Genomic DNA, 25,982 nt, shown 5'->3' with positions numbered 1-25,982 from the left:
CCAGATTGGCAGATCCTGTGAATACATCATTAGCACGGCGACAGCAGGACCTGATAGGACGGGTGGAAAGCGAGCAGCAAGCGCTCACCGACCTGCAGGAAGAGCTGCGAAAAGTTGAAACCGAACTGACGGAAAAGGCGCCGCAGCGCCAGAAGTTTCAGTTGCTGGGTGTGATTTGCGAATCACTGGACCAGCTGCATGAAATGGGAGCTGCGTCGCTCTTCTGGGGTGAGGGCGTGTCCGAGGCGGAGCATGAGCAAAAGATCGCCCGTACTCGCGATGTGGCCGAACAGTTCAACGACGAACTCAAGGTGCTGGATGAAGCGCAGGGTTCATTGAATGAAAAAATTGCCTGGCATCAGGGCAATATCAATGAACTCAACTTTCACCTGGCTGAAGTCACCGAGGAACTGGAAAACGCCAAGTTCGATTTTGTCATTGAGCGAGACGCGGACGAAGAGAAAGTCTTTGCGGCTGGATTGTTGCCCTGGTCCAGAGCAGAAGAGGACGAGAAGCGGCAGCGCAAGATACTGCTGATTTCGTTGCTCCTGATGTTCCTCATTGGTGGTATTCCGGCAATCTGGGTATTGCCGCCACCGGATCCTAACAAGGAGATCGAAATTCCCGAGCGTCTGGCCAAGCTGGTGAAGGAAAAAGCCAAGCCAAAACCTGTTGAGAAGAAACAGGAGCAGGCCAGGAAAGACGACGAGCCCAAACCGGAAGAGCCCAAGGTGGCGAAGAAGGACGAGCCAAAGCCTGAAGAGATCAAGAAGGCGCGCAAGACCGCTGAAACCAAAGGGGTGCTGGCCCATAGCGATATGTTCTCTGACCTGATGGATGATTCCATGACCTCCAACCTGGGGGCGGAAGCCAAAATTTCGGGTAGTCGGGCAACGGGGGCGGCCGCAGCCAATGGTGCGGCAGGTTCCCGGGCACTTATCACCGCCTCCGCAGGTGGCAGTGGCGGTGTGGCGGCGGCCAGCTCGGTGAGCCGTGGAGGTGTTGGCAGTGGTGGTGGTAACGCCATCAGCGGCAGTGGCCTTTCCACCGGCCAGGTACAGAGTGCTGTGGCGGCCAGTGTCAAGGAAAGCGCTCGCCCGCTCACCAAGGGTGCCGGTCCGTCACGTACTGACGAAGAGATCCAGATTGTCTTCGATCGCTACAAGTCTGCGCTCTACCGGATCTACAACCGGGAGCTGCGTAACAATCCCAGTTTGCGGGGCAAAATGGTGCTGGAACTGGTGATCGAGCCGGACGGTTCAGTGTCGGCCTGTCGGGTGAAATCCTCGGATCTGGATTCTCCGACCCTGGGCCAGAAGATTGTTATGCGTGTGAAGATGTTCAACTTCGGGCCCAAGGAAGGTGTGCCGCAGACGAAGATCCTCTACCCCATCGACTTCCTGCCTGCAGGTTAGTTTTAAAGGCGGGAGAGAAGGCGTCGTCCGGACCAGGACAGGCGCCTTTTTTTTGCCTTGCCGCTCGGCCATACCGGCTACTCAGATGCATCCCATACCTTTTTGGGCGTTGTGTTTTGGTGTTGGAAGAAACACCTGCCTGCCTTGCAGTTCTTTGAGCGGTGTCACGCTTTCTTCTTAGGTGAAGTGGCCAGATGCGAGAGGCTTCACGGTATTGAAAGCTTATATATACGAATATATTACTAATAAAAAAGTCCCCATAAAGGGGAATTAAGCCTATTCAGCCAAGAAGATCGTATCAATTGAACTCGACAAAAAGCCTCTCCCGCCTGCTTTTGGCCGGGGTGAAAGCCGTTTCTGAAGTCCATTCTCGATTCCGAGCCTTATCGGCTGTTCGGCTTTTGGGGATGTTGTTGCTGTTGTCTGTGTCGGGTGGGCAGCTGTGGGCGCAGTGTTATGCCCGGGAAGGTTCGCCACAACTGTTTGATTTTGTCGGTAATAACAATCTCAACTATTGCGAGTTATGTGGCTACGGCTACGTGACTGTTGAAGTTCGCAACCCCTTCATGGACGGTGCCGATGGCACCAGCGATCCGGATATTGAGAATATCGAGATCGAGTTTGATCTGGGGGCCACGGGCCTGCAGCTCTGGTACGGCGGTGGCGGGGCGGTACCCGAGGTGTCTTACAGTCTTAATGGAGGAGGGTATACCGCTGGTGGTTCAGTGTCCCAGTCCGGTAATACGGTAAGAGTTACCAATCTTCCTGTTCTGCAGAATAACGGCAGTAATAACCGTGAAAATGGTGGAGGCATTGGTCGTGCCACAACGTTGCGTGTGCGTATTGCCGTGCATCGTCCTTCCAACCCGGAGGGGCTGGAGTTTGCCTCCAAGAATGTCAGCGCCCAGCTGACTGATTTTGACATGCAGGATAGCTGCTCGGTGAGCAATGCACTGGAGTGGGATCGTCAATGGAGCTTTCCAGGGGGGTGGAGCTGGGAAACGGATCCTTATAACGAAGGGAGTTTTTCACGTAATGACACCCTGGATTACCGTTCCCCCAACATCGATGTAGCCAAATCCGGCTGGAATTATGATGCGGGCCAGCGTCGTAGTACCGAGAGCGACACGGTTTATGGTCATAACGATGACGATGTGGTCTGGCGTGTGCGGATTCGCAATAACGGCGATGCTCCCGTGCAGGATCTGCGCCTGGATGATGTGATCAGCGATGCCGACCTAATGGAAATAACGCACATCTGTGCGTCCGAGGGATCAGCCAACAATGTGGCGGCGAATAATGGCGCCGGCATGCCTGCCAATTGTGAGGCAACCAGCGTTGCGCTGGGTAACCCGCTGAATAATTACGTGGTGGAACCGCCGTTCGGGGCAGGGGATGACAACCAGCCCTATGAAAATGGTGATTTGGTCGATGCCAATGACGGCCAGACCATCAACCTTTACATGGTCGGCAAGATTTACGACGACGCCTCCTGCCGCCAGGGCTGGTTGCAGAATGATGTGCAGGATGTGGAGTACGGTTGTGAATCACAGCCAGGTCCCGGCGGGATCGATGTGTCTGATACTGGTGACGCCAACATGTACACCCGTTATGGCGAAACCGATGGTGGCGGCAGCAATATCGGCCTGCGTGTGAAGCGCCGGTTAACCGGGCTTGATGGCAACCAGCCAGTGGGTGCCCGTGGTCTGATGACCATTACCCTGCGTAATGAAGGTCGCGGTACAGTCTACTTTGACCAGGGGGATAGCTGGCATCTGCGCGATGTGCTGCCTCCGGAATATGTGATGGATCCCACCTTCACGCCGCGGATCATTGCCGAGTCCCAGTTGTACGGCAATTATGAGGGCAGGGTTGATACGCTGGACTGGATAAACCGGGCTGGCGCCCTGCCACTGAGTGGCTCGGATTACACTTCTTACCTCAACAACACTGCACCGGAATTTCGCCTGTCCAGTTCCACCACTGACAGTGACGCAGACCAGGCCGAAGAAGACCGGCACCTGATGCGCCATGGCGATGAGCTCACCTTTCAGTTTCGTGTGGTATTGATCGATCCGGATTACTACGACCGTTCCGCCAACCTGGATGTGCTGGAAGAGGAAGTGATTTCCACGCCAGAGCCGAACACGGATCCTTCCAGGGTGCCGGATCTGGAGAACCGCCTCTATGTTCAGTTTCGTACGCTTTGTGATGCCCAGGGGCTGCAGGAGTATGACCTGAGGGGCAACAATAACGATGGCAACATTGCCGGCGGAAACCTGAACAATTACGCAATCGGTGATCAGGACCGGGGACTTGTTCCGGCAGATCCAGAAGACCTGGATATCCATATTGATGGCCAGACTTTTATCCTGACCAATGACCGCAATCAGCGTCTACCTCTGCGGGTTGTTCTGACCAACAACGGCGGTCACGATGCGGAGGATTACCAGGCATTTGTCACCTTCGGGGCCACCATGGAAATTGTCTCTTCACCGGGACAGTGCTCCGTAGTTTCGCTGTCAGGTAGTCCTACACAGCCCAACCCCTGGAAGACCTGGGTGGACACGGTCGACATCCCCTCCACCGCCACGGTGTATCGTTGTGATGAACCCTTGCCTGTCGCGCCGGGGCAGACCGTCAATTATGACTTTGAGGTCATCAAGACTAGTGATCCTGCGGGTATTGCAGAAGATGACCTGACCTTCCGTGCTGACGTGGTGGGTGAAATTTTTACTGCCAACGGACTCAATGCCAGTGGTGCTGGACTGCCCCTGTGGTTCCCGGAACCCGGCAGTGCCAACAATCTGCGTGCTGATGGTGAAATCGATCGGGGTAACAACTATTCCCTGGATACGCACTGGGCAAGGGTTATCGGTTTTAACTTGATCAAGGATCTTGTCGGCGTCTGTAGTGAAAACATGGCAGACGTGAGTTACGACGGTCCTGCGTCGGGGCAGGCCAAGGACCGGGAGCGGGTCCAGATTGGTGAAGAGTGTACCTGGAAGATTGAGACCGGCGGCTGGTTCGGTTTTGAAACTCCGGGCTTCTCGTTTATCTCGGTACAGAACATCCAGGTGCGCGATCAGGTGCCGGATGGCCAGAGCTATATTTCCAATACCGACTACACCCTGGAATCCACGGCACGGATTACCGGTGTGAGCATGGATGCAGCGCGGACTCCACTGGAAGAGGGCGAATTTGGCTGGCGTTTCAACGTGCCTGACAGCACGCGCATCGAAGTGGCGGATGAGTGGTTCATCCTTGATACCGTCACCCGGATCCTTAACAAACCCCAGGATGATCGCAATCCGCCCAACGTGCATGCTGCCAACCGTACCAATGTGCTGGACTCCACCTTTGATGCGGCGTTTTTTAACGAGAATACCCAGCTGCAGGAAAACTACACCCTGGGTAGTGGGCTGATCGGGGCAGAGGGCAGTTTGTCCCAAGGCACCACTACCGGTTACCCGGAAGAACCCATCCGACGGGCCGATGTTCTGGTAACCGAACCGGTCATCGAAGTTGACAAGAAAGTCTGTAATGAAACGCTCTATGGTGCGGGGCCAAGTTGTAGTACCTGGGTTGATCTCACCGACGAGGGTGACACCTTCCACAGCTATATTTTCCGTCTGACTGTCAGCAACCGTGCCGACGATGATGGCCAGCCGCGAGCGCCGGCCTACGATCTTGAAATCACCGACAATCTGGATGCCAGTGACTTGATGCTGGTGGTGGATTTCGCCACTGATGGTCTGGATAACGATGGTGATGGCCTGATCGATGGGGCCGACACTGATGGCGAAGGAGGCGTGGCCGACAATGTGGTGCTCAACGGTACCCCGGCCGTCATCACCTTCTCGCACCTGCACGGGGTGGATGGCACGGGTTTGCGCCGCATCGAGCCGGGCGACAGTGTGGAGCTGTACTACCGGGTGGACCCGGATGAGCGCGCCGCCCCGCAGCAGGTGCTGACCAACCGCTTCAGCTCCGTCTACGACAGCCTGGAAGGTAGCGCCAACGAGCATGGCCAGCAGACCGTGACCACGCCGGGCAACGGCGAACTGGGCGGTGCCCGTCAGTACAACAGCGCGGAAGCCGATGCCGCCATCGAAATCATTCCCCTGCTGACCCAGCCCAAGGAAATCCTGCGTCTGTCGCAGACGCCGCTGGGGCAGGGCAGTCCCCAGGAAGTGACGCCGGGTGAAGAAATCGAATACCAGCTGCTGGCAGAGTTGCCGGTGGCTGTGTTGCGCAATCTGGTGGTGGAAGATCAATTACCCAGCGGGTTGACCTGTGCCGAGGCACCGGTGGTGGATCTGAGTCAGCCTCCCTATGCCGCCGCAGGTTTCAAACGTCCGGACCTGACTCCGGTGCCGCCGATTACGCCGACCTGTAGCGGCACCCAGGTGCGCTGGGATTTTGGTGATGTAACGCTGACCTCCGTGATTGCCGGCCAGAGTCGCTTCGAGTTCCCGCTGACCTTTATTGCCCGTGTGGACAACAGTGCCGGCAACAATGATGGCACCACCCTGACCAATGGCTTCCCGGCCACCACCACCCAGCTGAGCTATGAAAATCAGGGGGGCGCCACCGTGGTGCTCACCTTTGATGAAGTGGCTGTGGAGGTCACGGAGGCGAACGTGAGCCTGGACAAGGTCTGGGTCAATCCGGTGGATGGTGGCGATCTGATCGACATCACCATCACCGCCACCAATAACGGCACAGCGCCGGCCTACAACCTGCGAGTGTGGGAAGACCTGCTCGACAGTGAAATGACCTTTATTGCCGGCAGCGTGTCAGGAACGGATCCCCCGGATGTGGTGGACACCACCACCTATGGCCCGAACCGTCCGGTATTTGTGTGGCAGCCCGCCAACCCGCTGGCACCGGGTGCCAGCCGCACCTTCACTTTCCAGGTGCAGGTCGATGACACCGTGCAGCCCCTGCAGATGCTGCAGAACCTGGTGCGCGGTGACTGGACGTCCCTGCCGGGACAGGGAACCGCCCTCAACAGCAACGGACAGATCGGCACAAATGGTGCAGTGGATGGTCAGCGTATCGGTTCGCTGGATGGCACCGCCAGCGCACCTAACGACTATGAAGCTATCAGCAACACGGTGCAGGCCAGCGTGGGTCCGCTGACCCTGACCAAGACCGATCTGGATCCAACCCTGGCGCCGGAAATCGGGGCACACAAAGCGTTCCAGCTGGATCTTCAGTTACCGGAGGGCACCACCCAGAACCTGCAGATCCAGGATTTCCTCAACAGTGGTGCGGTCAGCTATCTGCTGGCAGACAACGCCGACTTTGATATCAGCTACGACTTTATCGGCATCGCCAGCATCAACGGCGCTGCGCCATCAGAAGCGGCCATGAATGCGGTGCCCGCCGATGGAGCCAGCGGCGCGGTGCTGTGGAATGTGGGCACGGTGCTCACCGCCACAGAAGATGATTTGAGCACCACTACACTGACTCCGCAGATCCGTATTACCTATTACGGCCGGATCAATAATGATCTGGGTACGGATGCTGGCGATACCCTGGGCAACGGGGTACAGGTGAATTACACCCACGGTCAGACCGGTGCGCCAGCCCCCACCCTGAATGACAGCACGGCGTTGGTGACCGCTATCGAGTCGGACCTGTCTGCTACCAAGAACTATACCAACATCAGCGGTGGTCAGCTCACCGGAGGTACCGTACTGGAGTACACCGTTACCCTGGAGAACACCGGTAACGCCACCGCCTATGATCTTAATATTGTCGATACCCTGCCGGCAGGACTGTCGCTGGATACCACCTTTGCCCCGACGGTAACCATCAATGGTGCGGCAGTAGGCAGCTTTGTCAGCACGCCCACGGATAGCGGCGGCGGACAATGGATATGGGGTCGCGATAATGGTGATGGCAGTCTGGATCTACCTGCCGGTCAGGAACTGGTGCTGACCTACCGTGCCGTGATCAGCATCCCCGGCGGCACCTTCACCAACAGCGTCAACGCAGACTGGACCTCGCTGCAGGATGCCAGCATTTACGAACGAACCGGTGCCGGCTGTCCGGCCATCACTGCGCCGGATGACTACTGTGTCTCGGCTCAGGTGACCACTGCTGATTCTGCTGATGACACTGCGATCAGCAAGGCGTTCCTGGTGGATACCTGGGCCGCCGATGGCAGCCTGGGCGGCGATGCCCGACTGCGGGTGGGCGATAGCCTGGATTACCAGCTCTCTCTGACCCTGAACGAGAGCACTACCCGTAACGTGGTGTTGTCCGACGTGCTGCCCGCAGGGATGGAGTTTGACCGGATCGTATCCGTCAACGGCGACAGTGCAGCGCCGTTTGATCCGGTGTATCCGTTTACCCACGCGGCCATTGGCGCGCCATCCGTCGCTGGTGATGCAACCAGCGGGCAGACGGTCACTTTCAATCTGGGGGATGTGAGTAACGCCAACGATAACAACTCGGCCAATAATGAGCTGGTACTGGTTTACCGTGCCCGTGTGGTCGAGGATGTGCTGGCGCACCAGGCGACCCTGGGGCTGGATAACGCGGTCACCCTTTCCTACGCCACCCTGAGTGGTGATCCGGTGCCGCTGGATCCGACCCGCATGCAGGATACGGTGGCGATCACCGTTAACCAGCCGTTGATGAGTGATGTGGTCAAGACCGAGCGCAGTGGTCGCACCAGTCCCTACAACGTCATGGATCTGGTTGGCGAGACCATGGAGTTCCGGCTGGAGACGCAGAACAACGGTGATGCACCTGCCTATGATTTGCTGATCAGCGCCGATGTGGCCTACGAGCTGGATGAAGGCACCCTGACGTCGCCGGTGCTGACCCTCGATGGCACGCCTTTGGACGTCGCCGACTTTGTCTATACCCCGCCCGCGGCCCGCGGTGGCAGCTTCAGTATCAAACTGAATGTGCCGGTGATGCCGGGTAGTGCGCTGATCATCGATTACGACATTGGTTTCCATACCGACACGCCGCCCAATACCAGCTGGAGCCATGGCGCCGGGATCACCGAATACTGGTCGCTGCCCGCCACCAGTGGCCAGCGTTATGCGCCGGTGGCAGTGACCGAATTTGTGATGAGCAATCCGGCAACATTGGCGGTGCCGGTGAAGACGTTGCTGAGCCCCACCACCAAGGCGGTGATCGGCGAGGAAGTGGAATACACCATCGCGGTACCCGGTGCGACCCTGTCCGCAGCGCTCAGCGATGTACAGATTATCGATACCCTGAATAGCGATCTGGAGTTTGTCTCCGCAACGGTGAACGACCCTGCGTTCGGGCTGACCGACAACGGCAGCGCAGACCAGAACGTGGATCTGACCCTGGCGCAAATTCCGGCCGGGCAGCAGGCGGAAATTACCCTGGTGGCCAGGGTGGTGAACACGGCAGACAGCAATGCCGGCGACAGCTTCGTGAACACCGCCAGCTATACCTTCAACGGCAACACGCTGACCAGTTCGGCGACGGCGGCGCTCACCATTGCGGAGCCGCAACTGACCCTGACCAAGGATGTGACCGCTCCGGCCACCATCAGTGCAGGTACAGTACTGGATTACAGCGTGCTGGTAACGGCAGCCGCGGGGCCCAATGCCGCGGATGCCCACGACCTGACACTCACCGATACGCTGGATATCGGGCTGGTGTATGAAACCGGCAGTGCCAACCTGGGTGAGCCGGATACGATTACCGGTGACGGTATCAGCACCCCGCAAGTGCTCACCTGGAACGTGGCCAGCCTGACGGAAGGTAACAGTCTCAACCTCACCTATCAGGCGGCTGTGCAAGACAGCGTGGGTGCCGGCCAGACATTGAACAACACCCTGGTGCTGCGCTGGACCAGTCTGGCGGGCAGCAGTGTCTACGAGCGCACCGGCAGCGAGAGCCCGGCGTTCAATGACTATGTGGCGACGGACAGCAGTCAGGTCGCCACTACCGACAGCACCGCCTTCAGCAAACAGGTGGTCAGCGATACTTTTCTGCCGGTTGATGATGCCGTGTTGCGGGTGGGTGACCGGGTCAACTTTGCCCTTGAGCTTGCCTTGCAGGAAGGTGCCCACACCGATCTGGCGGTGACCGATACCCTGCCGGCTGGCATGGCGTTCGAGCAAGTGGTCAGTGTGGACCAGTTTGGTATGCCAGGAACCTTGGCGGCACCGGCGGTGAGTGGCCAGACCGTCACTTTCGACATTGGTGATATCACCAACCCGGTGGATGGCGATGCCAGCAACGACGTCTATGTGATCACCTATCAGGCACGGGTGCTGAATCTGGATACGCTCAGCCAGCAGCCGCTGGTGCAGACCCTCGCCAACAGTGCAGAACTGACCTATACCCTGGTGAGTGGTCCGGTTGCTCCGATTCCGGCCACGGCCAGCATTGCGGTGCATCAGCCCTTGCTGGACGTGATCGCGGTCAACGTGTCCACTGCCACCGGCGGCGATGCGGTGGTGACAGCAGGCGAAGCCGCTGCCTACACCGTTGATATTCAGAACAACGGTCAGGCCCCGGCCTACGATGTGCAGATTCAGGATGTGCTGCCTGCCGGTCTGCGAGTGGCAGGTGTGACCACCCAGAGTATCGAGTTGTTGTCCGGGGCTGCGTTACCGGTACAGGCCCCGACCTATGATCCAGTGACGGGCCTGGCCCAGTGGGATCTGGATGGCGCCGCCGATGCCTGGACCATCCCGGCAGGGGACACCCTGCGCCTGGTCTATACCGCCCAGGCGGATGCGAATCTGGGTGCCAGCCTGACGCTGGACAACAGCGTGCTGGTGAATCTGTATTTCTCCTTCGACAACGGAGACGTGCCCACCGACGGTGACGCCAGTGAGCGGGAAGATTACGGCCCGACGGCGGCCCTGTCGGCCAGCCTGACGTCCCCGGGTGCCGGTGCGCTGGATAAAACCATCACCCAGCCGGAAGCCGAAATCGGGGTGCCGTTCACTTACCAGATGCGTGTGCCCGCGGTGGCGGAAAACATTGCCCTGAGCGATGTGCATGTACTGGATGACCTGTCCACTTCTGCGGCGGCGCTGGCCTTCAGCGACGCCCGCTACAGTCTCGACGGTGGCACCAGCTGGTCCGCCATGAGCAACCAGGGTACGGCCACCGCACTGGACCTGGTGGATCAGGCCAGCGGCAATGGTGTGGATGTGCCGGCATCGGGGCAGATGCTGGTGGAGCTGACGGTCTATCTGCAGGATGACCCGGCCAATGTGGCGGGGCTCACCTTCAATAATACCGCGCGTTATTCCTACGGCAGCTTCGCCGGTGATACCGCCACCCTGGCCGATACCTCCGAAGACATGACCATTGTCGAGCCGGCCCTGGTGATGACCAAGGATGGCCCGGCCACCCTTGCCTACGGCACGCCGGGACTGTTCACCCTGTCGGTACAGAATACGGACATCGTCGCCACGGCACGGGACATCACGGTGACCGATTACCTGCCAACCCTGGCAGAGGGCGGCATGTGTGATGTGCCGCCGGTAGTCACTGATGTGCGTATCTTCGAAGCTGATGCCACTACCCTGGTGACGGCACTGGCAGAAGGCACTGACTATGCGGTGAGCTTTGCGCCTGGCGATCCCTGTGCACTGATCATCAACGGCCAGAGTGCTGCAGCGGTATTGGGGCCGGAACAGATTCTGGTGGTGAGCTATGAAGCGCAACTGGATCAGGACACTCCTACCGATGCCACGCTGACCAATTTTGCGGCGGCCACGGAATGGTTCAGCGCTGCCGATACGGCACCGGTGCGTCGTACCTATGATCATGATTTGCAGCAGGTGATCGAGGATGTGGCGGACCCGCAGGATTACCACACACTGATTCCGGTACTGCCCTCCATGCAGGTGGACAAGACGGTCAGTGTGCAGGTGGATGCGGATGGTGATGGCCAGCCCAGCCCTGGCGATACCCTGCGCTATGTGATTGATGTGACCAACACCAGTGCGGCATCGCTGACCGGTTTCTCCATCATCGATGATCCGGGGGCGCTGAATGCCGGTAGCTGGTTTGAGCCTGGCTCTCTGGTGATTGCCTCGTTGCCAACCGGTAGCACCGATAACTCCGACCCGGCTGGCGGCACCAACGGTCAGGGGCTGGTGGACATCCGTGACCTCAATCTTGCCGCCCAGGGCGACGCTGGCGACGCCATCCAGCTGGCTTTCGACATTACTCTGGGGGCGGTGCTGGATGATGCCACCGAGATACTGAATCAGGGCCGGATCGAGTTCCTGGGCAACACCCTGCAGCTCACCGATGACCCCGCCCTGGGAGGGACTGAAGATCCCACCGCGATCACGGTGAATTCAGCACCACGCATGTTGGTGCAGAAGGTGTCAGACGATATCAGTGCCGACCCCGGCGTGCTGGAGCCGGGGGAAACCCTGCGCTACACCATTACCGTGGCGAATATCGGCAATGAAGATGCCCGTGATGTATTCCTGCGTGATGCCATCCCGCAGTACACCACTTACCTGCCGGGCACCACCACGCTGAACGGTGATCCGGTTGCCGACCCGGCTGCCGGCATGTCGGCCATCGAAAGCGGCATGCTGGTCAATGGGCCGGTGGATGTCACCGCCGGGGTGATGCTGGCGGACAGCCTGGCACCGGCCGATCACGTGGCCACGGTGACCTTCGATGTACAGGTGGACAGCGATACGTTGCCCGGCACATTGATTGCCAACCAGGGTTTTGTGGCAGGCACCGGCAATGGTGGTACCGACTTCATGGAGCAGCCCTCCGATGATCCGGCCACCCCGGCGCTGAATGACCCCACCGTGGATATTGTCGGCAATCTGCCGCTGCTGGATGTGCAGAAAACCGTGGTGCTGGCCAATGATCTTAACGCTAACAATGCCCCGGATCCGGGCGACACCTTGCTGTATACCTTTACGGTAACCAACACCGCGGATCAGCCTGCCACCAATGTAATGCTGACCGATCTGACGCCGGCTAACACCAGCTATGTGCCAGCCAGCACCACCCTTAACACGGTGGCGGTGGCCGATCTCAGCGGTGCTTCGCCACTGGTGTCCGGCATGCCGGTGAATTCCGTCGGTGAGGCCGCCGGCACCGTGGCGGCTAACAGCACTGCCGAAGTCACCCTGCGGGTCACTATCAATGCCGGTACCGCCAACGGCACGGTGATCGTCAACCAGGGCACCATGAGCAGTGAAGAACTGCCGGACGAACTGTCGGATCAGGACGGTATCGATTCCAATGGTGACCAGCCCACCATGATTACTGTGGGTGAAGCTCAACAGCTGGCCATTGTGAAAAATGTGGTCGTGGTGGGCGGTGGCGCGGTGATGCCGGGTTCCGAGCTGGAGTACACGGTGCAGGTCTCGAATGTGGGAACCGTGCCGGCGACCCAGGTGATTATTCAGGATGACCTTTCCTGGCTGGCGACCATGGGCGTCTTTGCCGCCAATTCGGCCACCCTGAATGGCGGCATTGCCGGTGTGACTGAAGGCACTGTGCTGGTCGCAGATTACGGCATGGCCTATGGCGATCTGGCACCGGGGGGCAATGCCTTGTTGCGCTTCCGGGTGACCCTGGACAGCGCCATTCCCTGGGATGCCATCGTCAGCAACACCGGTGACGTGTACTGGAACAACAATACCCAGACGGCCAGCAGTACCGTAGATATCCAGGTGGGGGCTATTCCGGGTGCCGCCACCTTGAGTGGTTCGCTGTGGCATGACGAGGATTTTGACAACCTCTTTGATGCCACCGAAACCCCGCTGGTGGATTGGGAAATTCAGGTCTGGAGCAACAATACTCTGCTACGGGTAACCCAATCGGCCAACGACGGCAGCTACAGCCTGGCAGGTCTGCCGGAGACCCAGCCGGGGGCGAGCTACGAACTGCGATTTGAAGCGCCGGGGGCCACGGCTACCACTGCGGCGTTGGGCATGACCGACTCCGATCCTGCCTTTACCGATGGGTTGCAACGTATCACCGGCATTACTGCCGTGGCGGATGCGGTGGTGCAGAACCTGAACCTGCCCATCGATCCCAACGGGGTGGTCTACAATGCCATCACCCGCGAGCCCTTGGCAGGAGCCACATTGAGCATGGTGACTGCCAACGGCATACCGGTGGCATCAGCCTGCTTTGATGATCCCGCACAGCAGGGTCAGGTGACACTGGCTTCGGGTTTCTACAAGTTCGACATGAACTTCAGTGATCCTTCCTGTCTCTCCGGGGGGGATTACCGTATCCAGGTGCAGGCGCCGGGTGGCGGCTTCAGTGCCGGTGAATCGAGCATCATTACTCCGATCACCGGGGAGCAGACCGCAGCCTATGACGTGCCGGTATGTAGTGACGATGCGATCGGGACGTCTGCCGAGTGTGAGGCGCAGGTCAGCGCTGCGGCACCGCCAACCTCTGTGGCGGCCAACAGCCCGTTGACCGGGTATTACCTCAACCTGATGTTGGCCGGTGCGGCCGTGGACGGTCGGCAGATTTTCAACAACCACATTCCGGTGGATCCGAAACTCAGTGGCGCGGTCACCATCAGCAAGGTGGCGTCAGTGGTTAATGTGAGTCGCGGTGAGTTCGTGCCCTATGTGATTCGCATCAACAATAGCTACGGCAGCCGCCTCAATGATCTGGCCATCGTCGATGACTTCCCGGCGGGCTTCAAATATGTGGAAGGGTCTGCGCGACTGGATGACCTGCCGGTAGAACCGGAGGTGCAGGGGCGTCGCCTGATCTGGCAGGGACTGGATCTCGGTGCCTCTGGTGAGCATACCCTCAAGATGCTGTTTATTGTCGGTGCCGGTGTGGGGGAAGGCGAGTACGTGAACCGTGCCCAGGTCTTCCAGGCGCGTAGTACACGACGGGCTCGCACATCGTTGTCCGGAGCTGCGTCAGTGTCCGGCCAGGCCAGCGCTACAGTAAGAGTGGTGCCCGATCCGGACTTCGACTGTTCCGACGTGATTGGCAAGGTCTTTGATGATGCCAACCTGAACGGCTATCAGGATGACGGTGAAGCGGGCTTGCCGAATGTGCGCGCAGTGACCGCCCGTGGGCTGATTGTGACCAGCGATCAGTATGGCCGTTTCCATATCACCTGTGCGGTGGTTCCCAACGATCTGCGTGGCTCCAACTTCATTCTCAAGGTGGATGATCGTTCCCTGCCTTCCGGTTATCGCATGACCACCGAAAACCCGCTGGTGCGCCGTGCCACCCGAGGCAAGATGATCAAGTTCAACTTCGGCGCAGCGCTGCATCGGGCCGTGCGTCTGGACATTGCTGATCCAGTATTCGAGCCGGGCAGTGTCGAGATGCGCATGCAATGGGCTTCGCGGATGCCTCTGCTCATGGAGCAGTTGGTCGAAGAACAATCTGTCCTGCGTATTGCCTACATGGCTGAGCGGGAAAACGAAGGCCTGGTGGAGGATCGCCTCAAGGCCATGAAGAAACAGATTGCCCGCAAATGGAACGAGCTGGGGAACCCCTACGAGCTGGTGATAGAGACGGAAGTCTTCTGGCGAACCGGCGCGCCTCTGAAAGGGGGTGGCAAGTAATGAGCAGACTTACCGTGCTAACGACAAAAATGAAAACGCTATCCTTGCTGATTGCGGGGACTCCGGTGTTGGGCAAGACGCTGCGTATCAGTGCACTGGGTTTGGCCGTGACGCTGAGCGCACCGCTGCAGGCACAGGAAGCGACCGGGGCAACTACGGCCGAAAAGCAGAGCAAGGGGCAAGTCCGCCAAACGGCCCCTCTCGGTGAGGCGGTTGAGCGCCAGCTGCCCTTGTATGTGGACTATCAGACCTGGGTGCAGGACCCTGGCCGCTATGAGCAGAATCTGGGGGATCGTATTGAAACCCAGACTGAGGAGGTGGAAAACCTCAAGACCATCAAGTTGACCAATGTGGTGCCGCCGATTCGCTATGAATCCGGTGTGTCGGAAATCCCGGCTTCCTATGTGGAAAAGCTGCGTGATGTGTTGGCCAGCATGCGTGGGCGTCTGAACGTCCGTCTGCACTTTGTTGGCCATTCTGACAACGTGCCATTGTTTGGGGCGCTGCGTGCTCGCCTTGGTGATAACACAGGGTTGTCCCGTGAGCGTGCCGGTGCCGCAGCAGAATATTTTCAGGTGGCTCTCGATCTGCCACCAGAATCCATTTCCTATGAAGGCATGGGTGAGTCCCAGCCGCTGGCGTCCAATGACTCAGCAGCGGGCCGTGCGGAAAACCGCCGGGTGGAAGTGGAAGTCTGGTATGACGAGGTCGAGAGAAAGACCGTCGAAAAAGAAGTGGTGGTGGAAGAAAAGCTCAACCGGGTGAAAGTCTGCCGGGTAGAGACGGTGTGTAAGCTGACTTATAAGGAAGGGCATTCCAAGCGTACCCGGGTGAAAAATCTGGTACCGCCGCTGCACTTCAATGATGAGTCCGTGGAGATTCCCGCTTCTTTCCAAAGCCATATCCAGCAGGCGCTGGAGAATCTGGCGAACAAGGACAATGTGGTTATCCGCCTGATTGGTTACACCGACAATGCGCCCATCACCGGTCGTGATGCGCGTATCTATGGCAGCCACGAAGGTTTGTCGAAAGCGCGTGCCCGTCGGGCATTATTGGCTCTGCAGGATGCGCTTTCACTGCCGTCTGCCATGCTGGAAAGCACCGGTAAGGGCAGCAGTAATCCGATTGCCTCCAACGAGGCTGAATCCGGTCGTGCCCTTAACCGCCGGGTAGAAGTGGAATTCTGGTACGACGATATTCTGCAGTCCCTGTCCGGTGAGCCGCAGATGTGTCCGGAAGAGGCGGGCGCCGAAACCGTCACGCGAACCTATGATCCGCCCTCCGGCGCGATTCGCCCTGTGATCTATAAGCAGGGAGATCCGGTCATTGCTGACGGCTACATGGCGCGTCTGGCCAACATTCTTGAGGATGTGAAAGACAAATCCAATGTTCGCTTGCGTTTTATCGGTTACACCAGCAACGAGCGTCTGGATCGTCGTACCGCCATGGTTTATGGCGATGATGTAGGGCTGTCCACGGCGCGTGCCCGCCGGGTGATGGACGCAGTCAGCAAACAGCTGAAACTCACTGAAGAGCAGACCGAGTTTGAAGGTCGCGGCCACGTGCAAAGCGATGATGTGGTCAATGCCGGTTTTGTGGAATCCGATCTGTCCCGCGTGGATGTGGAAGTGATCTACGACGAGCTGGCGGTGCTGGATGATCTGGAAGGGGTGGATATTCAGCGCCTGACCCGCGAAGTGGATATGGCCAATCCCTATGCCTTGAACCTGATGCGCATCAGCGTGGACGGCAAGGCCATTGATGATCCGCTGAAAAGCTCGGCAGACGTGCAGCGCTGTACCGACGTGGCACTGGAGGACACCGATATCCAGTTCAAGTTTGATAACCTGGAAATCAAACCGCGTCTGAACGTGAGCGCCTGGCCTAATACCGTGGCGGGGCAGGATAACCCGCAAACCGAAGGCCCGGACAACCTGGTGCAGTTCCGCGCGTATAGCAACTACCCGGCCTATCTCGACAAGGCAGAAGTGCGCATTTTCGAACTGGGTAAGTCTGTCCGTGATGAGCCGCTGGCAGTGGTGGCACTGCCGGTGAATGGTGATGGTGAATGGCTGGTAGAACTGGATGAGAAAACCTCCGGTACCGATCTGCGTTATCTGTTACGGGTTTACGACAAGGAAGGCCATTACGACGAAACCGCACCGCAGACACTGTGGGTAGTGGACGAAGTGACGCCGGAAGATCTGGCGGACAAGAAAGATGAGTACCTGACCCCTGATGAAGAATTGAAAGTGGGTTACGGGGAAAACCGTCTGGTGCGTTCCGATATCCCGCTCAACGGCGGCACCATCCGGGTTTACGGCAATGCAATTCCGAAAGGACGTGAAGTCTTCGTTGCCGGGCGCAGTGTGCCCGTGGCGGCCGAGGGTGAGTTTGCGGTAGAGGAAATTCTTCCTCCGGGTCTGCATACCGTGGAAGTGGCGGTCATCGACAACGAAGGTAATGGTGAGCTGTTCCTGCGTGATCTGGAACTGGAAAAGAACGACTGGTTCTATGTGGGTGTGGCCGATGTGACCGCCTCCTACGGTGAAACAGACGGCCCGGCCAAGCTGGTGACCGATGACGATTACTATGACGACAAATTCAACCTCTATGGTCGACTGGCTTACTACGCTCGCGGAAAGTTTGGTGATAATTGGCAGCTGACGTCCAGCGCGGACACCCTGGACGGGCCGGTGGATGAACTGTTCTCCGGCTTCATGGACAAGTCACCGGATGCCATGTTCCGTCGCATTGATCCGGATTATTACTTCCCTACTTACGGTGATGACAGCACCGTGGAAGACGGAGCTCCCACGCTGGGCAAGTTCTATCTGAAAGTGCAGCGTGATGATGATTACGGAATGTGGGGTAACTTCCACACCAGTTATCTGGACACCACTCTGGCGCAGGTGGATCGCAGCCTCTACGGGGGTAAGTTCCACTATGAATCCGCTGGCGTCACCAGCTTCGGTGAGCAGCGTTTCATGATCGACGGCTTTGTGGCGGATCCGGGCACCATTGCCGGTCGTGATGAATTCCGGGGCACGGGTGGTTCGCTTTACTACCTGCGCCATCTGGATGTGCTGGAAGGGTCAGACCGGGTTCGGGTGGAAGTCCGTGACAAGGATTCCGGCATCGTGCTGGCCGTGAAGAATCTGGTGCCCGGTGTTGATTACGACATTGATTATCTGCAGGGCCGGGTGATGCTCAACGAGCCGCTGTCACCCAAGATGGCAGATGAACTGCTGGTCTCCACTGATGCCGGCAGTGGCAACGACGTTTTCCTGGTGGCTCGTTATGAGTACACCTTCAGCTTTGAGGAAACCAGTGACCTGTCCCAGGGTGGCCGGATGCACTACTGGTTTGGCGATCATGTGAAACTGGGTGTGACTGGCAGTAACTCCAGTGAAGAGGCCAGCAGCGATCTGGGATCCGTGGATCTAACCCTGCGCAAGAGTGCGCGGACCTGGGTGAAAACCGAATTAGCCACCAGCGAGGGTTCTGACGACTCCACCTTTTTCTCCACCGATGGCGGTTACAATTTTGCCGGTGTCAGCAATGGGGCATTGCCGGGTGAAGACATCACCGCCGACGCCAATCGGGTAGATGCCAGCGTTGGCTTTCGGGATGTGTGGGACAAGGCGGTGGACGGTAACGTGACCGCCTATCGTCAGGAAGTGGAAGCCGGTTACTCCGCTCCGGGCCAGATTACCGCCAAGGACACCGAGCAGGTGGGTGCCACCTTGCAGGTGCCGGTGACCAAGAGCACGGATGTGACCGTGAAGGTGGATAGCCTGGAGCAGGAGCAGGGACTGGAAACCAGCGCGGCAGAGCTGAACGTGGGGCAGCGCCTGAATGAACAATGGCGAGTCAGTGCCGGGGTGCGTCAGGAGAAGCGCGAGGATAACTCCGTGGTCGTACCCCTGACCCAGGTGGAAGGGGATCGTACGGATGTGGTGTTGCGCGGTGATTATGATTCTCTCAAGCGCTGGGCGGCTTACGGTTATGTCCAGGACACGGCCTCCAAGGATGGCAACCAGGAAGACAATGGTCGATTCGGGGCCGGTGGTGAACTGCGTCTGACTGACCGCTGGCGTACCAATGGTGAAGTATCCGGTGGTGATCTGGGCGTTGGCGCTGAGGCGGGCACCGAGTTCCAGGTATCGGATCGCAGTAATCTGTACCTGAACTATTCACTGGAAAATGAACGTAGCGATAACGGTGTGCGTGCCCGTCGTGGCGATATGGCCACCGGGGTGCGTAGCCGTTACTCGGATACCACCAGTGTGTATCTGGAAGAGCGCTACAGTCATGGGGATGTGCCCACTGGCCTGACTCATGCCACGGGTGTGGATATCGCCCCGAACGATCGCTGGAATTACGGTGCGACTCTGGATTTCGGCACCTTGCGTGATCGTCAGACGGGTGCTGAGCAGGAGCGCCAGGCGTACGGTTTCAAGGTGGGTTATGGCCATAACGCCGTGCAGATGGCGAGTATTCTTGAATATCGGATCGACAAGATGGAAGCGTCCAACCTGAGCGATTCCGAACGCAAGACCTGGCTGACCAAGAATAGCCTCAAGTATCAGTTCACGCCGGACTGGCGTTTGATTGGTCGTCTGAATTACTCAGACAGCGACAGCTCGCTGGGGGATTTTTACGATGGCCGCTTTATCGAAGCCATCTTCGGTTACGGTTACCGTCCCGTGTATAACGACCGTCTTAACGTGCTGGCCAAGTACACTTACTTCTATAACCTGCCGACTGCGGATCAGGTGACAGTGAACAACACCAGCGCCGAGTTCATCCAGAAGAGCCACATCCTCTCCGTGGATGCGATCTACGACCTGACCCGTCGCTGGAGCATCGGAGGCAAGTATGCCTACCGTCTGGGCCAGATCAGCCAGGACCGGGATGATCCGGAATTCTTCGACAGCCGTGCCAGCCTCTATGTGGCGCGTATCGACTGGCACTTCATCCGCAAGTGGGATGCCTCCCTGGAAGGCCGCATGTTGGATCTGCCGGATGCAGAAGACAGCAAGAGCGGTATGCTGGCGGCTATCTATCGCCACTTGAATGACAATCTGAAGTTGGGTGTGGGTTACAACTTCAGCACCTTCTCCGATGATCTGACCGATCTGGATTACGATCACGAAGGGGCGTTTATTAACCTGGTCGGGAAGATTTAAAAAGCAGCTGCGAGCTATGAGCTGTGAGCTACGAGGCGCGGGAGGGGTTAGGTGCCAACCCTCCCGCATGATTGCCCGCGCAACATAAATGAGAACCTTTCTACAGCGCTCCTTGTAGGAGTTCCTCTCGAGGGACGAACCCGAGCGATAGCGAGGTGAGCAGCCCAAGGCCTGCGCCAACAAACCTGATCGCCCTTCGGGCGGTGCCGTGCTGCGCACGGTTCGTCCCTCGAGAGGAACTCCTACAGAAAACAAAAAGGCCGCCCCAATCTGGGGGCGGCCTTTTCTTATTGCGGGCGACTTCGGTCCGGGGTTTGATCTTCGAAGCTCGAAGCTCGAAGCTCGCTACCGCCTCAGTGCAACTTCAATCGCGGTCTAACCAGCTTGTTGAAGCGCCCGGCGATCAACAGCATCACCGTTCTCGGCCAACCATACAGCGCGGCCTGGTGCATACGGTACAGGCTGATGTACATCATTCTTGCCAGCCAGCCTTCCACGAAGAAGTTGCCGCCTTTCAGGTTGCCCATCAGCATGCCCACGGAACTGTAGTTGGACAGGGACACGAGGGAGCCGTGGTCCTTGTATTCGAACGGACGCGGGTCGCGGTTCATCAGCAACTGCTGCAGGCTGCGGGCGGTGTGCTGGGCCATCTGCTGGGCAGACTGGGCGCGCGGCGGGATTGGCCGTTCCGCGCCTTCCGGGATCAGGAAGGCCGCATCACCAATGATGAAGATGTTCTTGTGGCCCTTGGCCTGCAGGGTTGGTTCCACTTCCACCTGGTTGATGCGGTTAGTGGTAAGGCCTTCAATCTGGCCCAGCCATTCCGGACACTTCACACCCGCGGCCCAGACCAGCAGATCAGCCTTGATCGGGTCGCCGTCCTTTGGCACGAAGGCTTCTTCGGTGGCTTCAGCCACCATGACGCCGGTGCGCACTTTCACGCCCAGGGCTTCCAGGCGTTTGGTGGCGGTGGCAGACACGCGCTCGCTCAACACCGGCAGGATGCGCGGTGCCGCCTCGATGATATCCACCTGCAGGTGCTTGCGATCCAGCTTGTCGTGGCCGTAAAAGTTGAGCATGGACACGGCGTGGTGCAGTTCTGCCGCCAGTTCCACCCCGGTAGCGCCACCGCCAACGATGGCCACGGAGACCGGTTTGCCCTCGTAGTTGGCATGCAGGCAGGCATTCAGGAAACGCTCACGAAAACGCTCGGCCTGGGCGCGGCTGTCCATGAACAGACAATTGTCGCGTACACCGGGAGTGCCAAAGTCATTACTTTGGCTGCCGGTGGCCAGCACCAGGTAGTCGTAGTCCAGTTGGCGTTGTGGCAGCACTTCCTTGCCGTGCTCATCATGGAGCGGGGCCAGAGTAAGCTGCTGGTTGGCCGTGTCCACTTCGGTAAGCGTGCCGGGCTCGAAGCGGTAATGGTTCAACTGCGCATGGGCACGGTAATCCACTGCATCGAGATCGGCATCAATGGCACCGGTGGCCACTTCGTGGAAGCGGGGTTTCCAGACGTGAATGCTGGAGGAATCCACCAGCGTCACATCGGCGTTGCCGACACGGCCGAGTTTGCGGCCCAGTTTGGTGACCAGAGGCAAGCCGCCGGCACCGCCGCCAACGACAACAATCTTGGGTATGCTCATTGAAGCTCCTGTCAGGTTCGCCGTCACGGACGGGCAAACCGTTCAAATTCATTTTGTGTTTCTGAATTATTCTTCAAAGGCAGGCCCTTTTGGGGCGGCCGGCGCCGAGCTTTCCGGGCCGGAAATGCAAATTTGATCCCGCACTTGGCGCGGGATCAAACTGGAAAAACTTCCCTATCTTCCCTGGCGCGCGGGTCTGCACGCCGGGCGATAATGAAAAAGCCCGCCGGTGGCGGGCTTCTTCAATAGCTCACGCTACTCAGGCCTTGGGGCCGGCGGCGCGAATCTCGTCGGACACATCCGCGTACTTCTCGGCGAAGTTCTTCTCGAACTGCTCGGCCAGATCGCGGGCGCGTGCTTCGTAGTTTTCCGGGTTGGCCCAGGTGTTCTTGGGCTGCAGCAGCTTGCTGTCAACGCCGGGAACAGACTTCGGCACGTCCAGGTTGATGATGTCCAGGTGCTCGGTTTCTGCTTCGTCCAGCTCGCCGGACAGAATGGCAGTAACCACGCCACGGGTGGTGGGGATGCTGAAACGCTCGCCTTCACCGTAGGGGCCACCGGTCCAGCCAGTGTTCACCAGGTAAACCTTGGAGCCGAATTCTTCCATGCGCTTGATCAACAGCTCGGCGTACTCGCCGGCACGACGGGGGAAGAAGGGCGCGCCGAAGCAGGTGGAGAAGGTGCTCTTGATGCCGCCACCGGAACCCATTTCAGTGGAGCCCACCAGCGCGGTGTAGCCGCTCAGGAAGTGGTACGCCGCCGCTTCCTTGGACAACTTGGACACAGGCGGCAGGACGCCGGTCAGGTCGCAAGTCAGGAAGATGATGTGCTTGGGCTCGCCGGCTCGGTTGGCTTCGACTTTCTTGTCGATGTTTTCCAGCGGGTAGGCGGCACGGGTGTTCTGGGTCAGGGACACGTCGGTGTAGTCGGCGGTGCGGGTCTCGTCATTGATGATGACGTTTTCCAGTACCGCGCCGAACTTGATGGCGTCCCAGATTACCGGCTCGTTCTTCTGGCTCAGGTCGATGCACTTGGCGTAGCAACCGCCTTCGATGTTGAAGACCACGTCCTTGCCCCAGCCGTGCTCGTCATCACCAATCAGGTAACGGGCCGGATCGGCGGACAGGGTGGTTTTTCCCGTGCCGGACAGGCCGAAGAACAGGGCCACGTCGCCGTCATCGCCCACGTTGGCGGAACAGTGCATCGGCAGTACGTCTTTCTCCGGCAGCAGGAAGTTCTGCACGGAGAACATGGCTTTCTTCATTTCACCGGCGTAACGCATACCGGCGATCAGTACCTTGCGCTGGGCAAAGTTGAGGATCACACAGCCGTCGGAGTTGGTGCCGTCACGCTCGGGCTCGCACTGGAAGTGCGGGGCGTGCAGGATCTGCCACTCTTCCTTGCTGCGCGGGTTGTACTTTTCCGGGCGGATGAACATGGTGTTGGCGAACAGGTTGTGCCACGCGGTTTGCGCAGTCACTTTTACGGCCAGGTAATGATCAGAGTCAGCGCCCACATGCAGGTGGGAAACGAAGCTGTCGCTTTCCCCGGTGGCAGCGGAAACGCGATCCCACAGAGCATCAAACTTGTCAGCGGGGAAGGGACGGTTAATGGCGCCCCAGTGGATATGCTCGCTGGTGCTCGGCTCTTCAACGATGTAACGGTCCATGGGAGAGCGGCCGGTGCGGTGACCGGTTTCCACCACCAGGGCGCCGGTGTCGGACAGGCGGCCTTCGTTACGCTGAACAGCCATTTCTACCAGCTGGGCTGGGCTGAGGTCGTTATAAACAATCGGGTCGGTCATGGTCATTCCTGGGCTTGTAGCCATGCGGTACGGCGTGGTGTTCCGTACCGGGTTCGCATTGCGGGTAACAGTGCCGGTCTCGTGCCCGTTACAGCCAGCGGGCAAGACATAAAGGTGACTAGAGCCAGGCTCCAGTCAGCACAGGCGCGCGATTATGCCAGAAATCTGAAACAGTGGCGATTCCCCCTCGGACTGGCCGGTCATGCGCCAAAGGCAATTAATAGTTAATAATGAACAGTTAACAGTTGCGCGCGGCAGTGTGGTTTTGCCTCATACGCAAGAGGCCGCGCCTATCCCTTGGTCGCGGCCTCTCACATTGCAGAACCTATCACCAATCTCGCGAATTTATTAACTATTCATTATTAATTGATTTCCTTGATCATCTCCGCCAGATCCACGGCATCGAACTTCTCCTGGTGGCGGCAGAAGTCGCAGGTGAGGGTAACTTCGCCGTCTTCGTCCAGCGGGGTCTGCAATTCGTTGACGCCAAGGGAAATCAAGGCGTTACGGTTGCGGTCCCGGGTGCAGGTGCAGCCGAACTGCAGGGGCTGGGCGTCGGGCAGTTGCGGTGGAGTGTCATGGAACAGCCGGTGGAGGATGGTCTGGTCATCCAGATTCAGCAGCTCCTCCATGGTCAGGGTGGTGGCCAGGGCATCCAGGTGATTCCACATTTGAGTATTGGCATCCGTGCTGGCCAGCTGGTTGGGTAGCCGCTGCAGCAGCAGACCGGCCGCGCGATTGTTGCCGCTGGTCAGCCACAGGCGGGTGGGCAGCTGCTCGGATTGCTGAAAATAGGATTCCAGGCACTGGGCAAGGGTGTCGCCTTCCAGCGGCACGATGCCCTGGTACTGCTGTCCCTGCTCGGGAATGATGGTAATGACCATGTTGCCATCGCCGATCAGGGTGCGGATGTCACCGTGGCTCCAGTCCTGGCCCTCGCTGTGGCGAGCCACGGCGCGCAGCTCGCCCTCATTGGTGCATTCGGCCAGCAACAGGGAGACCGGGCCGTGGCCCTGCGCTTGCAGTGCCAGGCGGCCCTTGAACTTGAGGGTGCTGGCAAGGAGTGCCACGGCGGCCACGGCTTCGCCGATCAGGCCCTGCACGGGCAGCGGGTAGCTGTGGCCTTCAAGAATGCGGCTGATGCTGCCTTCTACCTGGACCAGTTCGCCCCGAATGTCAGAGTCAGGGAAAAGAAAGCGCTGCTTGTGGTCTTGCATGACAATGTCCTGATGTTGGAAGTTCGTGGTCGAATACCGGCTCTCACTGGGCAGGGGGCGTTCTACCACGATAAAGGTTATTCCAGATTGTCCCGCCGGAAGCGCTGGATATCCCGGCGCTCCTTCTTGCTGGGTTTGTGATCCGGGGCCGCTGCTGCCGCCCGGGCCAGTTTTCGCTGTTCGCTGCTCATTTCCCGTTTGGCCACACTTTCCGGGGTTTCCTCGTACAGTGTCTGTGCCACCTTGGCCGGGCCGCGTTTGCTGCTCAGATCGCGCACGATCACTTCAAAGTGTTCTGTGCCCTTGGTGATGGTCACGGTCTGGCCGGGCTGAACCGCCTTGCTGGGTTTGGTTCGGCTGCCATCTATATGTACCTTGCCACCCTCAATGGCGGTTTTGGCCAGGGTGCGGGTCTTGAAGAAGCGGGCGGCCCACAGCCAGGAATCAATGCGTACGCTTTCCATGGTTATTCTGCTTCCGGCAGTACCGATTCGAAATCATCAATGGCCACAAACGGGTCGGTGTGCTCCCGTTTGGGCAGGCTGGAATCCGGATGCAGGATGCTCACCGGCTGGCCGATGCCATACAGTTTGGCGCTATGCAGCACGGGCAGGGAATCGTCCACCAGCAAGGCCCGGGTCGGCTCAAAGGGAAGGTGGCGCTGCAAATGCTGCCAGAAGGCCTGGGCTTCCTTGGGGTGGCCGTAGTCATGACTGGAGACCAGCTCATGAAAGTACTTGTCGATGCCGGTCTGGGCCACTTTTACGTCCAGTGCATCACGATGGGCATTGGTTACCATGATGATCTGCTTGCCGGATTGCTGGAGGTGTTCCAGGAACATCTCGGCGCCGGGCCGCACCGATATGCGGTCGCGGGCTTCGCTTTTCAAGCGGGCGATTTCCAGTCCCAGCTCATCGGTCCAGAAATCCAGGCAGTACCAGTTCAGCGTGCCCTGATGGCTGGTGATCCAGTCATGGATAATGCGGTCAGCTTCATCCTGGGGAAGTCCCAGCTGCCGGGCGTAGGCTTCGGGGACATGGCGCTGCCAGAACCAGTTGTCGAAACTCAGGTCCAGCAGGGTGCCGTCCATATCCAGTAACACAGTGTCCACAGACTGCCAGTCAATCATGCAATTCCCGGGCGATC

Annotated in this window: 8 protein-coding genes; 3 read left to right on the top strand and 5 right to left on the bottom strand. The window is 58.7% G+C overall.

Annotated elements, in window-relative coordinates:
- Positions 1-17 precede the first annotated feature (17 nt).
- From GQF00_RS16820 to GQF00_RS07565, 3 genes are all read left to right on the top strand, one after another.
- The gene (locus GQF00_RS16820) at positions 18-1,415 is read left to right on the top strand and encodes an AgmX/PglI C-terminal domain-containing protein (RefSeq protein ID WP_161318567.1); all 1,398 of its coding nucleotides are present in this window, start codon (positions 18-20) and stop codon (positions 1,413-1,415) included.
- Between the two features lie 407 nt (positions 1,416-1,822).
- On the top strand, positions 1,823-14,977 hold the full coding sequence (locus GQF00_RS07570; protein ID WP_161318566.1) for an isopeptide-forming domain-containing fimbrial protein: 13,155 nt from the start codon (positions 1,823-1,825) through the stop codon (positions 14,975-14,977).
- Positions 14,977-20,169: an OmpA family protein gene (locus GQF00_RS07565; RefSeq protein WP_161318565.1), complete on the top strand. Its 5,193-nt coding sequence runs from the start codon at positions 14,977-14,979 to the stop codon at positions 20,167-20,169. The genes GQF00_RS07570 and GQF00_RS07565 overlap by 1 nt, the downstream gene beginning before the upstream one ends.
- A 353-nt stretch (positions 20,170-20,522) precedes the next feature.
- Here GQF00_RS07565 and GQF00_RS07560 read toward each other — a convergent pair whose 3' ends face one another.
- From GQF00_RS07560 to yrfG, 5 genes are all read right to left on the bottom strand, one after another.
- Positions 20,523-21,815, bottom strand: a complete 1,293-nt coding sequence (locus tag GQF00_RS07560) for an NAD(P)/FAD-dependent oxidoreductase (protein ID WP_161318564.1) — start codon at positions 21,813-21,815, stop codon at positions 20,523-20,525.
- A gap of 259 nt (positions 21,816-22,074) precedes the next feature.
- Positions 22,075-23,619 carry a phosphoenolpyruvate carboxykinase gene (locus tag GQF00_RS07555; RefSeq protein WP_161318563.1) on the bottom strand — a complete coding sequence of 515 codons (1,545 nt, stop codon included), beginning with the start codon at positions 23,617-23,619 and terminating at the stop codon, positions 22,075-22,077.
- A gap of 362 nt (positions 23,620-23,981) precedes the next feature.
- Positions 23,982-24,836, bottom strand: a complete 855-nt coding sequence (gene hslO / locus GQF00_RS07550; RefSeq protein WP_161318562.1) for an Hsp33 family molecular chaperone HslO — start codon at positions 24,834-24,836, stop codon at positions 23,982-23,984.
- Positions 24,837-24,913: 77 nt separating this feature from the next.
- Positions 24,914-25,300 carry an RNA-binding S4 domain-containing protein gene (locus GQF00_RS07545; protein ID WP_161318561.1) on the bottom strand — a complete coding sequence of 129 codons (387 nt, stop codon included), beginning with the start codon at positions 25,298-25,300 and terminating at the stop codon, positions 24,914-24,916.
- A gap of 2 nt (positions 25,301-25,302) precedes the next feature.
- Positions 25,303-25,965 (bottom strand): GMP/IMP nucleotidase, encoded by a 663-nt coding sequence (gene yrfG, locus GQF00_RS07540; RefSeq protein WP_161318560.1) that lies wholly within the window; start codon positions 25,963-25,965, stop codon positions 25,303-25,305.
- Positions 25,966-25,982 lie beyond the last annotated feature (17 nt).

Source organism: Alcanivorax sp. DP30 (genome assembly GCF_009882945.1).
Classification (GTDB): Bacteria; Pseudomonadota; Gammaproteobacteria; order Pseudomonadales; family Alcanivoracaceae; genus Alcanivorax.
Note: the sequence above shows the minus strand (reverse complement) of the source record. Positions and strands in the feature narration are given on the sequence as shown.

Excerpts from the sequence above, each read along its gene's own strand:
- GQF00_RS07570 (WP_161318566.1), top strand. The coding sequence starts at position 1,823 with ATGTTGTTGCTGTTGTCTGTGTCGGGTGGGCAGCTGTGGGCGCAGTGT.
- GQF00_RS07565 (WP_161318565.1), top strand. The coding sequence starts at position 14,977 with ATGAGCAGACTTACCGTGCTAACGACAAAAATGAAAACGCTATCCTTG.
- GQF00_RS07560 (WP_161318564.1), bottom strand. The coding sequence starts at position 21,815 with ATGAGCATACCCAAGATTGTTGTCGTTGGCGGCGGTGCCGGCGGCTTG.
- GQF00_RS07555 (WP_161318563.1), bottom strand. The coding sequence starts at position 23,619 with ATGACCGACCCGATTGTTTATAACGACCTCAGCCCAGCCCAGCTGGTA.
- hslO (WP_161318562.1), bottom strand. The coding sequence starts at position 24,836 with ATGCAAGACCACAAGCAGCGCTTTCTTTTCCCTGACTCTGACATTCGG.
- GQF00_RS07545 (WP_161318561.1), bottom strand. The coding sequence starts at position 25,300 with ATGGAAAGCGTACGCATTGATTCCTGGCTGTGGGCCGCCCGCTTCTTC.
- yrfG (WP_161318560.1), bottom strand. The coding sequence starts at position 25,965 with ATGATTGACTGGCAGTCTGTGGACACTGTGTTACTGGATATGGACGGC.